The 15773-nt window shown below is 71.4% G+C and carries 14 protein-coding genes and 1 riboswitch; of the genes, 10 read left to right on the top strand and 4 right to left on the bottom strand.

Features of this window, described 5'->3' with window-relative positions:
- Positions 1-282: 282 nt before the first annotated feature.
- The 6 genes from AB0C46_RS31880 to AB0C46_RS31855 all read left to right on the top strand — a co-directional run bounded on the left by AB0C46_RS31880 (position 283) and on the right by AB0C46_RS31855 (position 7713).
- Positions 283-1368, top strand: coding sequence for an MBL fold metallo-hydrolase (locus tag AB0C46_RS31880; RefSeq protein ID WP_362832102.1), 1086 nt, complete (start codon positions 283-285; stop codon positions 1366-1368).
- 341 nt (positions 1369-1709) lie between these two features.
- A riboswitch (cobalamin riboswitch) is annotated at positions 1710-1871 on the top strand.
- Between the two features lie 170 nt (positions 1872-2041).
- Entirely contained in the window at positions 2042-3346 is a 1305-nt protein-coding gene (locus AB0C46_RS31875) for a prenyltransferase/squalene oxidase repeat-containing protein (RefSeq protein WP_362832101.1), read from the top strand.
- Positions 3346-4032 (top strand): SCO2322 family protein, encoded by a 687-nt coding sequence (locus AB0C46_RS31870; protein WP_362832099.1) that lies wholly within the window; start codon positions 3346-3348, stop codon positions 4030-4032. Before AB0C46_RS31875 ends, AB0C46_RS31870 begins: the two co-directional genes overlap by 1 nt.
- Positions 4029-5195, top strand: a complete 1167-nt coding sequence (locus AB0C46_RS31865; RefSeq protein WP_362832177.1) for a CbiQ family ECF transporter T component — start codon at positions 4029-4031, stop codon at positions 5193-5195. The genes AB0C46_RS31870 and AB0C46_RS31865 overlap by 4 nt, the downstream gene beginning before the upstream one ends.
- A complete protein-coding gene (locus AB0C46_RS31860; RefSeq protein WP_362832098.1) occupies positions 5192-6820 on the top strand; it encodes an ATP-binding cassette domain-containing protein in 1629 nt (542 codons plus the stop codon). Before AB0C46_RS31865 ends, AB0C46_RS31860 begins: the two co-directional genes overlap by 4 nt.
- Positions 6817-7713, top strand: coding sequence for an ECF transporter S component (locus tag AB0C46_RS31855; protein WP_362832097.1), 897 nt, complete (start codon positions 6817-6819; stop codon positions 7711-7713). Before AB0C46_RS31860 ends, AB0C46_RS31855 begins: the two co-directional genes overlap by 4 nt.
- Before the next feature lie 168 nt (positions 7714-7881).
- Here the strand turns inward: AB0C46_RS31855 and AB0C46_RS31850 are convergent, their stop codons facing one another.
- Both AB0C46_RS31850 and AB0C46_RS31845 read right to left on the bottom strand, forming a co-directional pair.
- Positions 7882-9063: an alpha/beta hydrolase gene (locus AB0C46_RS31850; protein ID WP_362832096.1), complete on the bottom strand. Its 1182-nt coding sequence runs from the start codon at positions 9061-9063 to the stop codon at positions 7882-7884.
- 469 nt (positions 9064-9532) lie between these two features.
- Positions 9533-10702, bottom strand: a complete 1170-nt coding sequence (locus AB0C46_RS31845) for a steroid 3-ketoacyl-CoA thiolase (protein ID WP_362832095.1) — start codon at positions 10700-10702, stop codon at positions 9533-9535.
- Positions 10703-10943: 241 nt separating this feature from the next.
- Between AB0C46_RS31845 and AB0C46_RS31840 the strand changes: the two genes are divergently transcribed.
- The 4 genes from AB0C46_RS31840 to AB0C46_RS31825 all read left to right on the top strand — a co-directional run bounded on the left by AB0C46_RS31840 (position 10944) and on the right by AB0C46_RS31825 (position 14510).
- Positions 10944-12176: a cytochrome P450 gene (locus AB0C46_RS31840; protein ID WP_362832094.1), complete on the top strand. Its 1233-nt coding sequence runs from the start codon at positions 10944-10946 to the stop codon at positions 12174-12176.
- A gap of 455 nt (positions 12177-12631) precedes the next feature.
- A complete protein-coding gene (locus AB0C46_RS31835) occupies positions 12632-13252 on the top strand; it encodes a DUF6230 family protein (protein ID WP_362832092.1) in 621 nt (206 codons plus the stop codon).
- Positions 13243-13662, top strand: coding sequence for a DUF6114 domain-containing protein (locus AB0C46_RS31830; RefSeq protein ID WP_362832091.1), 420 nt, complete (start codon positions 13243-13245; stop codon positions 13660-13662). Before AB0C46_RS31835 ends, AB0C46_RS31830 begins: the two co-directional genes overlap by 10 nt.
- 149 nt (positions 13663-13811) lie before the next feature.
- Positions 13812-14510, top strand: coding sequence for a hypothetical protein (locus AB0C46_RS31825; protein WP_362832089.1), 699 nt, complete (start codon positions 13812-13814; stop codon positions 14508-14510).
- A 52-nt stretch (positions 14511-14562) separates the two neighbouring features.
- Here AB0C46_RS31825 and AB0C46_RS31820 read toward each other — a convergent pair whose 3' ends face one another.
- Positions 14563-15018, bottom strand: coding sequence for a hypothetical protein (locus tag AB0C46_RS31820; protein ID WP_362832088.1), 456 nt, complete (start codon positions 15016-15018; stop codon positions 14563-14565).
- The coding region (locus tag AB0C46_RS31815; RefSeq protein ID WP_362832087.1) for a cbb3-type cytochrome c oxidase subunit I at positions 15015-15773 on the bottom strand (759 nt) is incomplete at its 5' end. The genes AB0C46_RS31815 and AB0C46_RS31820, both read right to left, overlap by 4 nt.

Genomic DNA, 15773 nt, shown 5'->3' with positions numbered 1-15773 from the left:
CCTGCGGGTTGGCCGCCTGTCCGGCGATCCCTGCCGGTTCCCTGTCCTTGCCGAGGTGCATCGGACGCGCTTGCCGGCGGCGCATCCGACCCAAATCCTCGGCCTGCGCGTTCGCCGGCTCACCGCATCACGAACTGATACCAGTTCTAGTTCGAGGAGTCCACGGCACCGGCCGAATCCCAACTCACCCCAGCAGGAGGGGCATTTCAGGCCGCATTGAAACGAGTTCTAGTTATAGTGAGGCCGGGTACCGGGTGTAGGCCACACCGAGAGGGGACCGGGATGACCACGCAGGTGACCGACCACAAGGGCGGGGTGTGGAGCATCGCCGTTCCCATCCCGGACAACCCGCTCGGCCACACCCTCGTCCACCTCCTGGAGACCGACCGCGGGCCGGTGCTCATCGACACCGGCTGGGACGACCCGGACTCCTGGGACACCCTCGTCGCCGGCGTCACCGCCTGCGGGTTCGACCTCACCGATCTCCACGGCGTCCTGATCACCCACCACCACCCCGACCACCACGGTCTGTCCGCCAAGGTCCGGGAGGCCTCCGGCGCCTGGATCGCGATGCACGCCGCCGACACCGCGGTGGTCCGCCGCACACGCGCGGCCGAACCCGGCCAGTGGCTCGACTACCTGCTCACCAAGCTCGCGGCCGCGGGCGCACCGGACGACCATCTGGCGCCCCTGCGCACGGCACGCGCCACCGGAGGCGGCCGGAAACTGCCCGGCCGGCGGGCCGCACTGCCGGACCGCGGCATCGAACCCGGCGCGCTGCTCGACCTGCCGGGGCGCCGGGTGCGCGCCATCTGGACGCCCGGTCACACCCCCGGGCATGTGTGCCTCCACCTGGAGGAGGAACATCCCTCGGCGCGGGCCCCCGGCTTCGGCCGGCTGTTCTCCGGCGACCACCTCCTGCCCGGCATCACCCCGCACATCGGCCGGTACCAGGCCCCGGACGACGAGGGAGGTCCTCCCGGCCCGCACGACATGGCGAGCTTGCAGGAGGGCACCGACCCGCTGGGCGACTACCTCGACTCCCTCGAACGCGTCGGCCGGCTCGCCCCCGCCGAGGTACTGCCCGCGCACCAGCACGCCTTCGCCGACGCCGGCGGCCGGGTGCGCGAGCTGATCACCCACCACGAGGAGCGGCTGGCCCGGCTGCGAACCCTGCTCCAGGAACCGCGCACCGTCTGGCAGCTCGCCGTGGCCATGGAGTGGAACCGCCCCTGGGAGCAGATCCCGTACGGCTCCCGCAACATCGCTGTCTCGGAGGCCGAGGCCCATCTGCGCCGTCTGGTGAAGCTGGGGCATGCGGAGCGGGTGCCGGGCTCCGATCCGGTGAGGTACCAGGCGGTGGGGTAGCGGTCGTCTCGTCCTCGCGTTCTGTGGCGAATTCCGCGGCGATGCGGGGTGGGAGGGGGAGGGGGAGGGGGGACGAGCGGGCTGGTTGACGTGTACCCGGCGCCCGGCCGGTTCGGCGCATGGCCGGTTCGGCGCCCAGCCTCCGTGCGCTCGGCCCGTGACTGGCTCGCGCCCGGCTCCGTTCGCCCGGATCCGTTCGCCCGGCCCGTGACTGGCTCGCGCCCGGCCTGCGTGCCCGGCTTGTGCCCGGATCCCGTCCGCCCAGCTCGTGCGCGGCTCCGCCCGGCTCGCGTCTGGTTCGGTCGGCTCGTACGTGCGAGCGAGCGCCCGCCGGGTGCCGGTTAAGGTGTGCGGGACAACTTCATCCGTACCCGATCGGGGGAAGCCGGTGGAAATCCGGCGCTGACCCGCAACCGTGAGGACGGCCCGTCCGTACCGCGCCGGCTGACCCGGCAGGGACGGCCGTACGAGCCGGAGCACCCGAGAGGGCACGACCAAGGCTCCCGCCACCGGAACCGTCCGCCACACGGACGGCCGGTGCGCGGCACCGTCGAGGTATACGGAGCTGAGCCCGGTGCCACCGCGTCCGCGATCCAAGGGGATCGGCGCGCGGGTGGCCGGCCGAGCGTGGCTGCGTACATCGCCACGACCCGACCCGAGAGGCACCGACCCGATGGCCCCCATGGCTTCCATGGCTCACCAGGCCCCCCTGACGCACCCCGTCGCCCTCCTGGCGCGCCGCGCCGCCACGGCGCTGGCTGCCGCGGCGGTGCTGGGCGCGGCCGCTGCCCCCGCCGCGTACGCCGACTCCCCGTCCGCGTCCCCCAAGAAGCTGCCGGACGGCCTGTACGGCACCAAGGACCCGCAGTACGACGGGGTCTGGCGGCAGTCGCTCGCGCTGCTGGCACAGGACACGGTGGGGCTGCGGCCCGCGGCGCCCGCCGTGCGCTGGCTGGTCGGGCAGCAGTGCGCCGACGGCTCGTTCACCGCCTTCCGCGCCGAGCCCGGCAAGCCCTGCGACAGCAAGACCATGCGGGACACCAACCAGACGGCCGCCGCGGTGCAGGCGCTGGCCGCGCTCGGCGGGCACGGTGACGCCGTGAAGAAGGCCGTGGACTGGCTGAAATCGGTGCAGAACGAGGACGGCGGCTGGAGTTCGATGGCCGGTTCGGCCAGCGACGCCAACTCCACGTCCGTGGTCATCGGCGCCCTCGCGGCGGCGGGTGAGAAGCCGCAGTCGGTGACGTCGAAGAAGGGCGGCAAGACCCCCTACGACGGGCTGCTCACCTTCCAGCTGGGCTGCGACGCGAAGGAGGGCGAGCGCGGCGCGTTCACCTTCCAGCTCAAGGGCGCCGCCCCGAACGCCGACGCCACGGCGGCCGCCGCGACCGGAGCCCGCGGCAAGGGCTTTGTCGTCGCGCCCGCCGATCACCGGGAAGAGACCCCGGTCAAGCCGCTGAACTGCAAGGACGGGAGCGAGAAGGCGGGCAAGGGCGATCCGGCACAGGCAGCGGAGGGCGGCGGCGCCTACCTCGTCGCCCAGCTCGACAAGAACGGGCAGCATCTGCTCTCCGCGATGCCGGGCGCCGAGAAGCAGCCCGACGTCGGCAACACCGCCGACGCCGTGGTGGCGCTGGCGGCCGGCGGGCACGGTGCCGCCGCCGCGAAGCCGCTGAAGTGGCTGGAGAAGAACGCAGCGGACTGGGCCGGGCAGAGCGGCCCCGCCGCGTACGCCCAGCTGGTGCTGGCCGCGCATGCCACCGGCACCGACCCCCGCTCCTTCGGCGGCACCGACCTGGTGGCCGCGCTCAACGCCACCGGCCCCAAGCCGGCCGCCGCACCGCAAAAGGACACCGAGGACGCCGAGGACTCCACGGACGGCGGCAGCATCAGCGTGTGGTGGGTCATCGGCGTCGGCCTCGCCATCGGCGCCGGCATCGGGTTCCTGCTGAGCAACCGTAAGAAGAACCAGCTCTGATGCGGCGTACCAGGATCGCCGGCGCCGTGCTGCTGGCCGGTACGGTCACCGGCCTGGCCGCCGGGCCCGCGCAGGGGCAGGAGTATCGCTACTGGTCGTTCTGGGACAGCAAGGGCGGCTCCTGGACGTATGCCACCCAGGGGCCGGCCACCCTGCGGCCGGCCGACGGCGCGGTCGAGGGCTTCCGCTTCACCGTCGGCGCAGACTCCGCCGCGGCCGGCAAGCCGCGCACGGCCGCCGGCTTCGATGCGATCTGCCGCGACACCCCCGCCAAGGACGGCCGCAAGCGGATCGGCATCGTCCTGGACTTCGGCACCGCGGCGGACGCGCCCGGCGGCGAGCGGCCGCCGAAGGCCAGGTCGGAGTGTGCCCAGGTGTCCGAGGACGCCTCGGCGGGCGAGGCGCTGGCGGCGGTCGCCCGGCCGCTGCGCTACGACGCCAACGCCTTGCTGTGTGCCATCGCCGGCTATCCGAAGGCGGGGTGCGCGGAGGCCGTGAACGGGTCGAAGGGGGCCGGGGCCTCCGCTGCGCCGTCCGCGGGGGCGGCGGGGGACCGTGACGGCGCGAACGGCGGGGGCGACGGGAGCGGGGACGGCGGGCCGTCCGCCGGGCTGCTCGGCGGGGTCGCGGCCGTCGTCCTCCTGGGTGCGGCAGCGGTGTGGCAGGCACGCCGCCGACGCGGATGAGCGCCCCGCAGGCGACCCGCACCACCGCGCTGCACTCCGGCGCCTGGTGGCTGTGGGCGCTGGGCCTGGCCACCGCGGCCTCCCGCACCACCGATCCGCTGCTGCTGGGGCTGCTGGTGGGCGTGGCCGGGTATGTCGTCGCGGCGCGCCGCACGGACGCGCCGTGGGCCCGCTCGTACGGCGCGTTCGTCAAACTCGGGCTGGTCGTGATCGCCATCCGGCTGGTCTTCGCCTTCTTCCTCGGCTCGCCGATTCCCGGTACGCACACCCTCGTCACCTTGCCCGAAGTGCCGCTGCCGGACTGGGCGAAGGGCGTCCGGATCGGTGGCCGGGTCACCGCGGAGGGCATGGTCTTCGCCCTGTACGACGGGCTGAAACTGGCCACCCTCCTCATCTGTGTGGGCGCCGCCAATGCGCTCGCCAACCCCGCCCGGCTCCTGAAGTCCCTGCCCGGTGCGCTCTACGAAGCGGGCGTCGCGGTGGTCGTCGCGATGACCTTCGCACCGAACCTGGTCGCCGACGTCCAGCGGCTGCGCGCCGCCCGCCGGCTGCGCGGGCGTCCCGACCGCGGGTTCAAGGCACTCCTCCAGGTCGGGCTGCCGGTGCTGGAGGGTGCGCTGGAGCGTTCGGTGGCGCTGGCCGCGGCCATGGACGCGCGCGGCTACGGCCGCAGCGCCCAGGTGCCGCCCGCCGTACGGCACACCACGTCCGTGCTCACCCTCAGCGGGCTGCTCGGCGTCTGCGCAGGAACCTATGGGCTGTTGGGCGACACCGGGGGCGGCTACGGGCTGCCACTGCTCCTCGCCGGGCTGGCGGCGGCGCTCGCCGGGCTGTGGCTCGGTGGCCGCCGGACGGTGCGCAGCCGCTACCGACCCGAGCGGTGGGGCGCCCGCGCCTGGCTGGTCGCGGGCTCCGGCATGGCCGTCGCCGCCCTGATGATCTGGGCGAACGACTATGCGCCGGCCGCCCTGCACCCGCCCGCCGTCCCGCTCACCGCCCCCGTCCTCCCTCTCTGGCCGGCCGTTTCCGTTCTCGTGGGGCTGCTGCCCGCGTTCGTCGCCCCGCTCCCGTCGAGCGCGGACCGTGCCGGGTCCCGTGGTGCGTCCCGTGGCGGCCGCCGTGCCTCTGATGTCGATCCGTGTACGAAGGAGCCCACCCCGTGATCCGGTTCGAGCAGGTCTCGGTCACCTACGGTGATGCCGCGGCGCCCGCCGTCCAGGGCATCGACCTGACCGTCCCCGAGGGCGAACTGTGTCTCCTGGTCGGCCCGTCCGGCGTCGGCAAGTCCACCGTCCTGAACGCCGTCTGCGGCCTCGTCCCGCACTTCACCGGCGGCACTCTGCGCGGCCGGGTCACCGTCGACGGCCGTGACACCCGCACCCACAAACCGCGTGAACTGGCCGATGTCGTCGGCACCGTGGGCCAGGACCCGCTGGCCCACTTCGTCACCGACACCGTCGAGGACGAACTCGCCTACGGCATGGAATCGCTCGGCCTCACCCCCGAGGTGATGCGCCGCCGTGTCGAGGAGACCCTCGACCTGCTGGGCCTGGCCGAGCTGCGCGACCGTGCGATCACCACGCTCTCGGGCGGGCAGATGCAGCGGGTGGCGATCGGGTCGGTCCTCACCACCCACCCCAAGGTCCTGGTCCTCGACGAGCCGACCTCGGCGCTCGACCCCGCCGCGGCCGAAGAGGTGCTCTCCGTCCTCCAGCGGCTGGTGCATGACCTCGGTACCACGGTCCTGCTGGCCGAACACCGTCTGGAGCGCGTGGTCCAGTACGCCGACCAGGTCATCCTGCTTCCCTCCCCCGGCGCGCCCCCGGTCATGGGCACCCCCGCCGAGATCATGGCCGTCTCTCCCGTCCACCCTCCGGTCGTGGCCCTCGGCCGCCTCGCCCGCTGGTCCCCTCTCCCCCTCTCCGTCCGCGATGCCCGCCGCAAGGCCGCCCCCCTGCGCGAGCAGCTGACGGGCGTCCCGCCACAGGCGCCAGGAAGGGGCACGGGGGGCACGCCGGCAACGCCGGATGCTGCCGCGGACGTCTCCGGGCTCGGTGTGCGCCGGGGGCGGACCGAGGCGCTGCACGGGGTGGATCTGACCGTGCGGGGTGGCGAGACGATCGCTCTGATGGGGCGTAACGGTGCGGGGAAATCCACCCTGCTCACCACCCTCGTCGGGATGCATCAGCCGTCGTCCGGCACGGTGCGGGTCGGTGGCGCCGTCCCGCACCGCACCAGTCCCGGAGACCTCCTGCGGCATGTCGGGCTGGTCCCCCAGGAACCTCGTGACCTCCTCTACGCGGACACCGTCGCCGCCGAGTGCACCGCGGCCGACCAGGACGCGGGCGCCCCCGCCGGCAGCTGCCGGGCCCTGGTCGCCCGGCTGCTGCCGGATGTCCCGGAATCCGTTCACCCCCGTGATCTGTCCGAGGGCCAACGGCTCGCCCTTGCCCTCGCGGTCGTGCTGACCGCCCGTCCGCCTCTGCTCCTTCTCGACGAGCCCACCCGCGGTCTGGACTACGCCGCCAAGGCCCGTCTGATCGAGGTGCTGCGCGACCTGGCCGCCGAGGGCCACGCCATCGTCCTGGCCACCCATGACGTGGAACTCGCCGCCGAACTGGCGCACCGCGTCGTCATCCTCGCCGACGGCGAGATCGTCGCCGACGGTCCCACCGATGAGGTCGTGGTCTCCTCTCCTTCCTTCGCGCCGCAGGTCGCCAAGGTCCTCGCTCCGCTGCCCTGGCTGACCGTTCCTCAGGTGGCCCGCGCCCTGGAGGCCCTCGCATGACCGTGCCCCCACCCCGTCCGGAGGGCCTCGGCCCCGTCTCCGGCTCCGGCCGCCCCGGCACCGGTCACCAGGTCCGTGCCGTTCGGCTCGGTCCCCGCTCCATTGCCGCTCTGGCCCTGATCTCGGCCATCGGCGTGATGGCTTTCGGCTGGCCGCTGCTCGCCGACTCCGCCTCCGGGCTCGCCCATTCCAAGGACGCGCCCTGGCTGTTCGCCGCGCTGCTGCCGATGCTGCTCGCCGTCGTCGTGGCCACCATTGCCGACAGCGGCCTGGACGCCAAGGCCATCGCGATGCTCGGCGTACTGGCCGCGGCCGGGGCCGCGATGCGCCCCCTGGGCGCGGGGACGGCCGGCATCGAGCCGATGTTCTTCCTGATGGTGCTCTCGGGCCGGGTCCTGGGGCCCGGGTTCGGATTCGTACTGGGTTCCGTGGCGATGTTCGCGTCGGCGCTGCTGACCGGCGGTGTCGGCCCCTGGATGCCGTTCCAGATGCTGACGATGGGGTGGGTGTCGATGGGCGCCGGCCTGCTGCCGGGGCCCGACCGGCTGCGCGGCCGCGGTGAACTCGTCGTGCTCGCCGCCTACGGAGCCATCTCCGCCGTCCTCTACGGCCTGGTCATGAACCTCCAGGGCTGGCCCTATATCGCGGGCCTGACCTCAGGGGTCTCCTTCGTCCCGGGCGACCCGCTCGATCAGAACCTCGCCCGCTATCTCGCCTACTGCCTTGCCACCTCCCTCGGTTGGGACCTCCCCCGGGCTCTGGTCACCGTGATCCTCACCTTCACCCTCGGGGGCACCGTCCTCAAGGCCCTGCGCCGCGCCACGCGCCGCGCGGCCTTCGACGTCCCCACCTCCTTCGCTCCCGATCCGCCCCGAGGGGCCGCCTCCCGCTGACCTGCGGCCCACCCCTGCCGGGTGGCCGGTGACCGCTGGCCTCTGGCCGGTGACCGCTGGCCAGTGACCGCTGACCTCTGGCCGGTGACCGCTGGCCGCGGGTGATCGTCGGCCGCATCGCCGGACGCCCCAGGGGCCCTCCGGAGCCGTATCCCCTCCGGAGCCGTATCAGCGGGCGCGGGGCAGCGTGCGGGCGAGTGACGGCTCCGAGCGCAGGAAGGACGTGTTGTGGTCGGCGTCGGCGCCCTGGTCGACAACCGTGGCCCTGGCGCCGTGGTCGGCCAACTGCCGTGCGCAGCTGCGGGTGTTGGCTAGGGGGACATCCCGGTCGCCGGTGGCGGAGTAGAGGGTTATCCGCACGCCTCGGCCCGGCTTCCAGTCGCAGGTGCGGTCGTTGGCGCGGAGCGCTTCCAGCAGGGCCCCGGAAGGGTGCCGGAGTTTTTGGTACCAGGTGTCTGTCAGCAGGTCTTCGAGGCGTTCGGGCAGCTTGCCGGCGATGTCTTCCGCCGGGTGTTCACTGTCGAAGAGGTCCTCGACCCGGTCGGCGTAGGGGGCGCGGAACACTTCGGCGGGGTCGTTGTAGAGCGGGTGCAGGCGGTTCTGGGCGGTGAGGAAGAAGGAGAGGTAGAAGACGGCGGACCCGGGGTCGATGCGGCCGTCGAACATCCCGGGGAGTTCCGCGCCGTCGAGGTCATACGGCCCGCCGACCGGGGCAAGCATCCCGAGGCGGAACCGGGGGTCGGCGCCGCGGTGCAGCTCGCGGCCCAGTTCCATGGCCACCTGCCCGCCCTGCGAGAAACCGGTGAGGGACACCGTGCGGTCGAGGGCGGCGCCGAGCTTCGGGGCGGCCGAGTGCGCTGCCCGGAGCATGTCGAGGGAGGCCGAGGCGGAGGACCGGGCGTCCATGTACGGGTGGCGGCCGGGGCCGGTGCCGAGGCCGAGGTAGTCGGGGGCGATGGCGGCGCGGCCGGCCGAGGCGTACAGCACCGACACCGCCCGGTCGGGGCCGTCCGTCATCGAGGGGGCGTAGCCGCGGTAGGCGAGGGTGCCGTGGGCGTGGACGACCGGCGGGAGGTGGCGGGAGCCGCTGCCCGTGGGGAGGGCGAGCAGCCCGGAGGCGGTGGTGGGGCGGCCGTCGGGGGTGATCGTGCGGTAGGTCAGGCGGTATGCGGCGACGCCATGCCGGGCGGTGCCGGCCTCCATGCCTTGTTTCTGTGCCTGGGTGATGACCTCGGCCCGGCTCTGCCGGCCGAGGGGCGTGAGGGAGAGGAGTGTCCCTCGCCCCTGGCCGGTCCGCGGTGCGGCGACCGCGCGGACCGTCTCTCCGGACTCTGCCGGCTGTGTCGTCACTGCCGACGGCGCCGCGAGGGCCGGGGCCGTGGTGAGGGCCGCCAGCACGAGGGCGGCGCCGGCGGCCAGGCCGCGCGGGACGCGTCTTTGCCCGCGCGATGCCCCCGCCCCGGCGCGCGTACCGGATGCGGACGGCCCACCGGAGGCGAGCCCGGTCCCGGCCGCTGCCGGAGGGGAAGAGGAGGGAGCGGGAGCGGGAGCGGGAGTGGGAGTGGGAGTGGGAGCGGGAGAGGAGGAAGGGGAACGGGAAGAGGATGGGGAGGGCGAGTGCTGGCGCGGTGTTCTGTTCGTCATGTCGTTGACGGTACGGAGATCGCGCGCGCCGCAGAATGCGGATTTCCACCCAACTCAGCTGTGGTTTTCCTCAGGTCGGGGAGGGGCCGGGGAACACCCCCGCCCCTCGCCCGGCGGTCCTCGGAGGCCGACGGCCGGCGGCTCGCCGCAACAGCCGCTACAGCCGCTACAGCCGCTACAGCCGCTGGATGATCGTGCCCGTCGCCAGCGCCCCGCCCGCGCACATGGTGATCAGGGCGAATTCCTTGTCCCTGCGTTCGAGTTCGTGAAGTGCGGTGGTGATGAGCCGGGCGCCGGTGGCGCCGACCGGGTGGCCGAGGGCGATGGCGCCGCCGTTCACATTCACCTTCTCCAGGTCCTGTTCGAAGACCTGCGCCCAGGAGAGCACGACGGACGCGAAGGCTTCGTTGATCTCGACCAGGTCAATGTCCTTGAGGGACATCCCGGCCTTGCCGAGCACCGCGCGGGTGGCGTCGATGGGGCCGTCCAGATGGAAGTGCGGATCGGCGCCGACGAGCGCCTGGGCCACGATGCGGGCCCGTGGCTTGAGTCTGAGGGCGCGTGCCATGCGCTTGGACGCCCACATCAGCGCGGCGGCGCCGTCGGATATCTGGGAGGAGTTGCCCGCCGTGTGGACGGCGGTCGGCATGACGGGCTTGAGGCCGCCCAGCGCCTCCATGCTGGTGTCGCGCAGTCCCTCGTCATGGTCGACCAGCCGCCACATGCCCTGGCCCGCGGCCTGCTCGTCCTCGGTGGTGGGTACCTGGACGGCGAAGGTCTCCCGTTTGTAGCGCTCCTCGGCCCAGGCGGTGGCCGCCCGCTCCTGTGAGATCAGGCCGAGCGAATCGACGTTCTCCCGGGTCAGCCCCCGGTTTCGGGCGATGCGTTCGGCCGCTTCGAACTGGTTGGGCAGGTCGACGTTCCACTCGTCGGGCCAGGGCTTGCCGGGGCCGTGCTTGGAGCCGCTGCCGAGCGGTACCCGGGACATCGCCTCGACGCCGCAGCCGATGCCGATATCGATGACACCGCCTGCGATCATGTTGGCGACCATGTGGTTGGCCTGCTGGGAGGATCCGCACTGACAGTCCACGGTGGTCGCGGCGGTCTCGTACGGGAGGCCCATCGTCAGCCAGGCGTTGCGTGCCGGGTTCATGGACTGTTCGCCGGCGTGGGTTACGGTGCCGCCGACGATCTGTTCGACACAGTCGGGCTGGATGCCCGTACGGGCGAGGAGTTCGCGGTAGGTCTCACCCAGGAGGTAGGCGGGATGGAGGTTGGCGAGCGCACCTCCGCGCTTGCCGATGGGGGTGCGTACTGCTTCGACGATGACGGGTTCCGCGGCCATGACTGACTCGTCCTCTCCTCGCGTCCGCGGATGTCCCGGCACCCACGGAAGAAGAACTAGTACGCGTTCTACTTCTACAAACAGTCTTATGAGACGCGCTCCGGGGCGCAAGGGGCGTGCAACACCCTTGTCCACAACCGGAGTCGCCACGCCCCTTGCCACTTGTAGAACTCGTTATTACCTTCACCGCGACCCATATCTGAGGAACCGTCAGACTTCTCGGATGGACCAGGAGCCGCCGATGCCATGTCCCGCGCTGCCCGACGGGTTCGACTTCACCGATCCCGACGTCTACCAGTCCCGCGTTCCACTCCCCGAGTTCGCACAGCTGCGGCGGACCGCGCCCGTGTGGTGGAACGCCCAGCCGCACGGCATTGCCGGCTTCGGTGACGACGGGTACTGGGTCGTCACCCGTCACCAGGACGTCAAGGAGGTGTCCACCAAGCCCGAGATCTTCTCCGCGAACCTCAACACCTCGATCATCCGCTTCAACGCGGCCATGACCCGCGACCAGATCGACGTACAGAAACTCATCATGCTGAACATGGACCCGCCCGAGCACACCAGGGTCCGTCAGATTGTGCAGCGCGGCTTCACCCCGCGCTCGATCCGTGCCCTGGAGGACGCGCTGCGCCACCGGGCGGCGCAGATCGTCGCTGAGGCGCGCCGGAAGGGCTCGGGGGACTTCGTCACCGACATCGCCTGCGAACTCCCCCTCCAGGCCATCGCGGAACTCATCGGCATCCCCCAGGACGACCGGGCGCGCATCTTCGACTGGTCGAACAAGATGATCGCGTACGACGATCCCGAACTGGCCATCACCGAAGAGGTCGGCCTCAACGCGGCCACGGAGCTGATCTCCTACGCGATGAACCTGGCCGCGGTCCGCAAGGAATGCCCGGCCAAGGACATCGTCAGCCAACTGGTGGCGGCGGAGCACGAAGGGAATCTCGGCTCCGACGAGTTCGGCTTCTTCGTGCTGCTGCTGGCGGTGGCCGGCAACGAGACCACACGTAACGCGATCACACACGGGATGCATGCCTTCCTCACCCATCCCGACCAGTGGGAGCTCTACAAGCGCGAGCGCCCCGGGACGGCGGCCGAGGAGATCGTCCGGTGGGCGACCCCGGTGGTCTCCTTCCAGCGCACCGCCACCCAGGACACCGAGCTGGGCGGCGCGGAGATCAAGAAGGGCCAGCGGGTAGGGATCTTCTACTCCTCCGCCAACAACGACCCGGAGGTCTTCGACCGCCCCGAGGTCTTCGACATCACCCGGGACCCGAACCCTCATCTGGGATTCGGGGGCGGCGGCCCGCACTTCTGCCTCGGCAAGTCCCTCGCCGTCCTGGAGATCAACCTGATCTTCGGCGCCATCGCGGATGCCGTGCCCGGCATCTCCCTGGCGGGCGACCCGCGCCGGCTCCGCTCGGCCTGGATCAATGGCGTCAAGGAACTGCAGGTTCACTACGGTTGACGACGACGCCGTGGCGCAGGAGCGCGGCGGCGGAGACGCACCGGCATACGGGCGGGACGCCCACCCCGATCGAGGAGGGTGGGCGTCCCGCCGGCGTATGGGCCCCCGGGCGGACGCGGCGCACCGCATCTGCCCGTAGCCCCGTTGGGCCACCACCCAATGCGCGCGGAGCCGTACAGAGGAAGCCGGACCAGCGGTATGTCCGAAACCGGTTCCTCCCTCAACCTTGCCAGCTGTCATTGGCAGACTTACATTCAACTCGCCAGTAACACCCGGCAGTTCGCCTTCTGCGCGCACCGCTCAGCACCGTCTGCGCCCGAGCCGCACGTTCTCCCTCTCTGCTCACCCCGGCTCCCCCGCGCGCGCCTTCAGCACCACGCGCAACCCTGCGCCCACGCATTCCCCCACGCGTTTCGACAGTGCGCTCCACCGCTCCTCGAAGGGGACATACCGCCATGAAAGACGCACAAGGCAGACCCGTCACGGGACGCATCAGCTGGCGGAAGTTCGCCGTGCTGTCCGTCCCGGCGCTCGCCGGCACCGCAGCCCTGGGCATCGCCCTGGCCAACGGGGCACTGGCGGCGTCATTCGCCGTCTCGGGACAGCAGTTCAAGGTCTCCGCTGACAGCCTCAAGGGCGACGGATTCGCCCAGTACGGCAGTGTGGACACGAACGCCAGGGGAGATCTCCTGCCGGTCGCCGTCACCGCCATCAAGACCGCCCAGCTGAACCATCTGTGCCAGTCGGTCGTCACCCATCTTCCCGTCGTCGGCGACATCTCGCTCAACCTCAGCGCCGGGACGGGCAGCACGCCCGTCGAGGCGACCAATCTCTTCGTGGACGCCACCCAGCTCTCCGGCAACGCGTCCTTCCACCAGATCGAGATCGGCCGGGACGCCTCCACCCTCGACAAGGGACCGGACAGCGCCCAGGGCATGCAGGACCTCTTCGCCCAGCAGGCCGATGACGTCAGCATCAGCAAGCTCCGGCAGACCGCCTGGGCCACCAATGCGGGCACCTTCAAGCTGTCCGGTCTGAGCATGAAGATCTCCAAGGGCAAGAAGGAATGCTTCTGACCTGGCGGCGCTGGCGGACGGGACGGCCCTTCTGGGGCGGTCTGGCGGCCGTCATCGCCGGCGCCGAGATCTGCGCCATCCCCCTGGCACCGCTGAAGATCATGCTGCAACAGGGGATCGCCGGCATCCCGTCGGTCCTGATGGGGCTGGTGATGATCGTGATGGGGCTCTCGGCGTGGTTCGCCCCGCATTACCGGGGTATCGCAGGCGTGCTCACCGTGCTGTGTGCGGCGGCCGCGCTGGTGATGTCCAACCTCGGTGGCTTTCTGATCGGCACCGTCATCGGGATTCTCGGCGGCTCGATGATCTTTGCCTGGCAGCCGGTCGCACCGACGGAACCCGAAGCCCCCGAGGCACCCGGATCCGCTGCCGCGCCGGGCAGCGGCGCGCCCGCGCCCTGCGAACCCTAGCCAGCTCCCGCCCCGCCGTCCGCCGTCCGCTGTCCGCCGTCCGCCCGTACGCGCTCCCCCACACCCTCGTCCGCGTACGGGACGGACCGCTGCCCGCACCACCTGCCGTACCGCTCCTCCGGCACCCACCCCTCAGAAGGAGAACCACGATGACGATGACGCACCCCACCCGCCGCACGCCCCGTCAGCGCGTCTTACGCACCGCCGGAACCGGGATCGTCGCGGCCCTCGGGCTCGCCCTCGCCGTGACGAGCCCCGCGACCGCGCAGCCGACCGGGACGCCCTCCGCCACCGCGCCGTCCACGACCGTGAGCCCCGCAGGTCACAGCTTCACCGCCACGCTCAGCGGCAAGGCCACCTTCAAGGCCGGAGTGGTGACCGTCACCTGCTCGACCTCCGTCTCCAGTGGGCAGGTCCCGGCGGCGCCCGGCAACCAGAACCCGGCCGGCCCGGTGAGCAGTTCCACCACCCCGGCGACCTACGGCTCCTGCACGACGAGCATGCCGGGTGTCAGCGCGACCGTCACCACGACCGGCACCTGGGGCGTGGCCATGCAGTACGGGACACCGGTGACCGCCGGACTGACCATCCCGGCCGGCGGGTTCGTGCTCCGGACCAGCGGGCTGGCGTCCTGCACGGTGACCGCGGCCCCCACCTCGGCGGCAACGGTGAACGGCAGCTGGACCAACGGCGCGCCGTCCACCCTCACCTTCACCAATGCGTCGGTGCCGGTGAAGGTCGTGGGCGGTTTCGGCTGTCCGACCAGCGCGACGACCTCGACGTTCAACGCCGCCTACACGGTCAGCGACACGACCGATCCCGCCTCCCAGATCACCGTCACCGGCTGAGCGCCCCGATGAGCCAGGGGTGACGGCCGCTCCACGGGCGGGCGTCACCCTCTCAGCGTGCGCTCATACCGACGGCCACCATGGCCACCAGCACCGCCACGGCCACCGAGCCGCTCAGGAATGCGGTGATCAACCGTCGCCGCAGGGCCCGGTAGACACCTTCGTACTCGGTCCGCAAAGCGGCGCTCCGGGTCGCGATGCGCTCCAGGTAGGCCCGCGACGCGTCGCACTGGTCCTGGCAGTAGCGCAGCTCCACTTCCCGCCGCTGGGTGTCGGTGAGCCAGGGCAGGCCGGCGCAGAAGGCCTCCGCTCGGGTGCGTGCCCGGTCCTTCTCCGCCTCCCAGAGGAGAAATCCCTCGATCTCGTTGACGGCCTGGTCCAGCTGCATTTCCGCGGCCCTCCGCATTCCTCCGCTGCTTCCCGTCCCCTCGGCCTTCTGCATTTCTCCGCCGCTCTCCGTTCCCTCGGCCTGCTGCGCTTCTCCGCCCATCCGCGTTCCCTCACTCATGTGCGTGCTCCGATTTCGGCGACGGCGGCGTCCTCGGCAGCCGTCATGGCGTCGATCTCGCGGGCGATCTCCGGGTGGTGCAGGTCGAACGCCGGGGATTCGGAGCGAATACGCGGCAGCGTGAGAAAGTTGTGCCGCGGCGGCGGGCAGGACGTCGCCCATTCCAGCGAACGGCCGTAGCCCCAAGGGTCATCGGTCTCGACCTCCTCGCCGTACTTCGCGGTCTTCCAGACGTTGTAGAGGAATGGCAGGAGGGAGAGTCCGAGGAGGAAGGAGAAGATGCTGGAGACGGTGTTCAGAGTGGTGAATCCATCGGCGGCGAGATAGTCGGGGATGCGGCGCAGCATGCCTTCCGCGCCGAGCCAGTGCTGGACGAGGAAGGTGCCGTGGAAGCCCACGAACAGCGTCCAGAAGGTGATCTTGCCGAGCCGCTCGTCCAGCATCTTTCCGGTGAACTTCGGCCACCAGAAGTGGAAACCGGCAAACATCGCGAAGACGACCGTGCCGAAAACCACGTAGTGGAAGTGCGCCACGACGAAGTACGAGTCGGAGATGTGGAAGTCCATCGGCGGCGAGGCCAGGATGACGCCGGTCAGACCACCGAACGTGAAGGTGATCAGGAAGCCGATCGCCCACAGCATCGGCGTCTCGAAGGACAGCGAGCCCTTCCACATCGTGCCGATCCAGTTGAAGAACTTCACACCGGTCGGCACCGCGATCAGGAACGTCATGAACGAGAAGAACGGCAACAGCAC

The sequence above is a fragment of the Streptomyces sp. NPDC048637 genome (assembly GCF_040650675.1).
In the GTDB taxonomy this organism is placed as follows: Bacteria; Actinomycetota; Actinomycetes; order Streptomycetales; family Streptomycetaceae; genus Streptomyces.
The sequence above is the reverse complement of the archived record's forward strand: the minus strand, read 5'-3'. Positions and strand labels throughout refer to the sequence as shown.

Coding starts and splice junctions, on each gene's coding strand:
- AB0C46_RS31865 (WP_362832177.1), top strand. CDS start 4,029: ATGAGCGCCCCGCAGGCGACCCGCACCACCGCGCTGCACTCCGGCGCC.
- AB0C46_RS31875 (WP_362832101.1), top strand. CDS start 2,042: ATGGCCCCCATGGCTTCCATGGCTCACCAGGCCCCCCTGACGCACCCC.
- AB0C46_RS31840 (WP_362832094.1), top strand. CDS start 10,944: ATGCCATGTCCCGCGCTGCCCGACGGGTTCGACTTCACCGATCCCGAC.
- AB0C46_RS31870 (WP_362832099.1), top strand. CDS start 3,346: ATGCGGCGTACCAGGATCGCCGGCGCCGTGCTGCTGGCCGGTACGGTC.
- AB0C46_RS31835 (WP_362832092.1), top strand. CDS start 12,632: ATGAAAGACGCACAAGGCAGACCCGTCACGGGACGCATCAGCTGGCGG.
- AB0C46_RS31825 (WP_362832089.1), top strand. CDS start 13,812: ATGACGATGACGCACCCCACCCGCCGCACGCCCCGTCAGCGCGTCTTA.
- AB0C46_RS31830 (WP_362832091.1), top strand. CDS start 13,243: ATGCTTCTGACCTGGCGGCGCTGGCGGACGGGACGGCCCTTCTGGGGC.
- AB0C46_RS31855 (WP_362832097.1), top strand. CDS start 6,817: ATGACCGTGCCCCCACCCCGTCCGGAGGGCCTCGGCCCCGTCTCCGGC.
- AB0C46_RS31845 (WP_362832095.1), bottom strand. CDS start 10,702: ATGGCCGCGGAACCCGTCATCGTCGAAGCAGTACGCACCCCCATCGGC.
- AB0C46_RS31880 (WP_362832102.1), top strand. CDS start 283: ATGACCACGCAGGTGACCGACCACAAGGGCGGGGTGTGGAGCATCGCC.
- AB0C46_RS31820 (WP_362832088.1), bottom strand. CDS start 15,018: ATGAGTGAGGGAACGCGGATGGGCGGAGAAGCGCAGCAGGCCGAGGGA.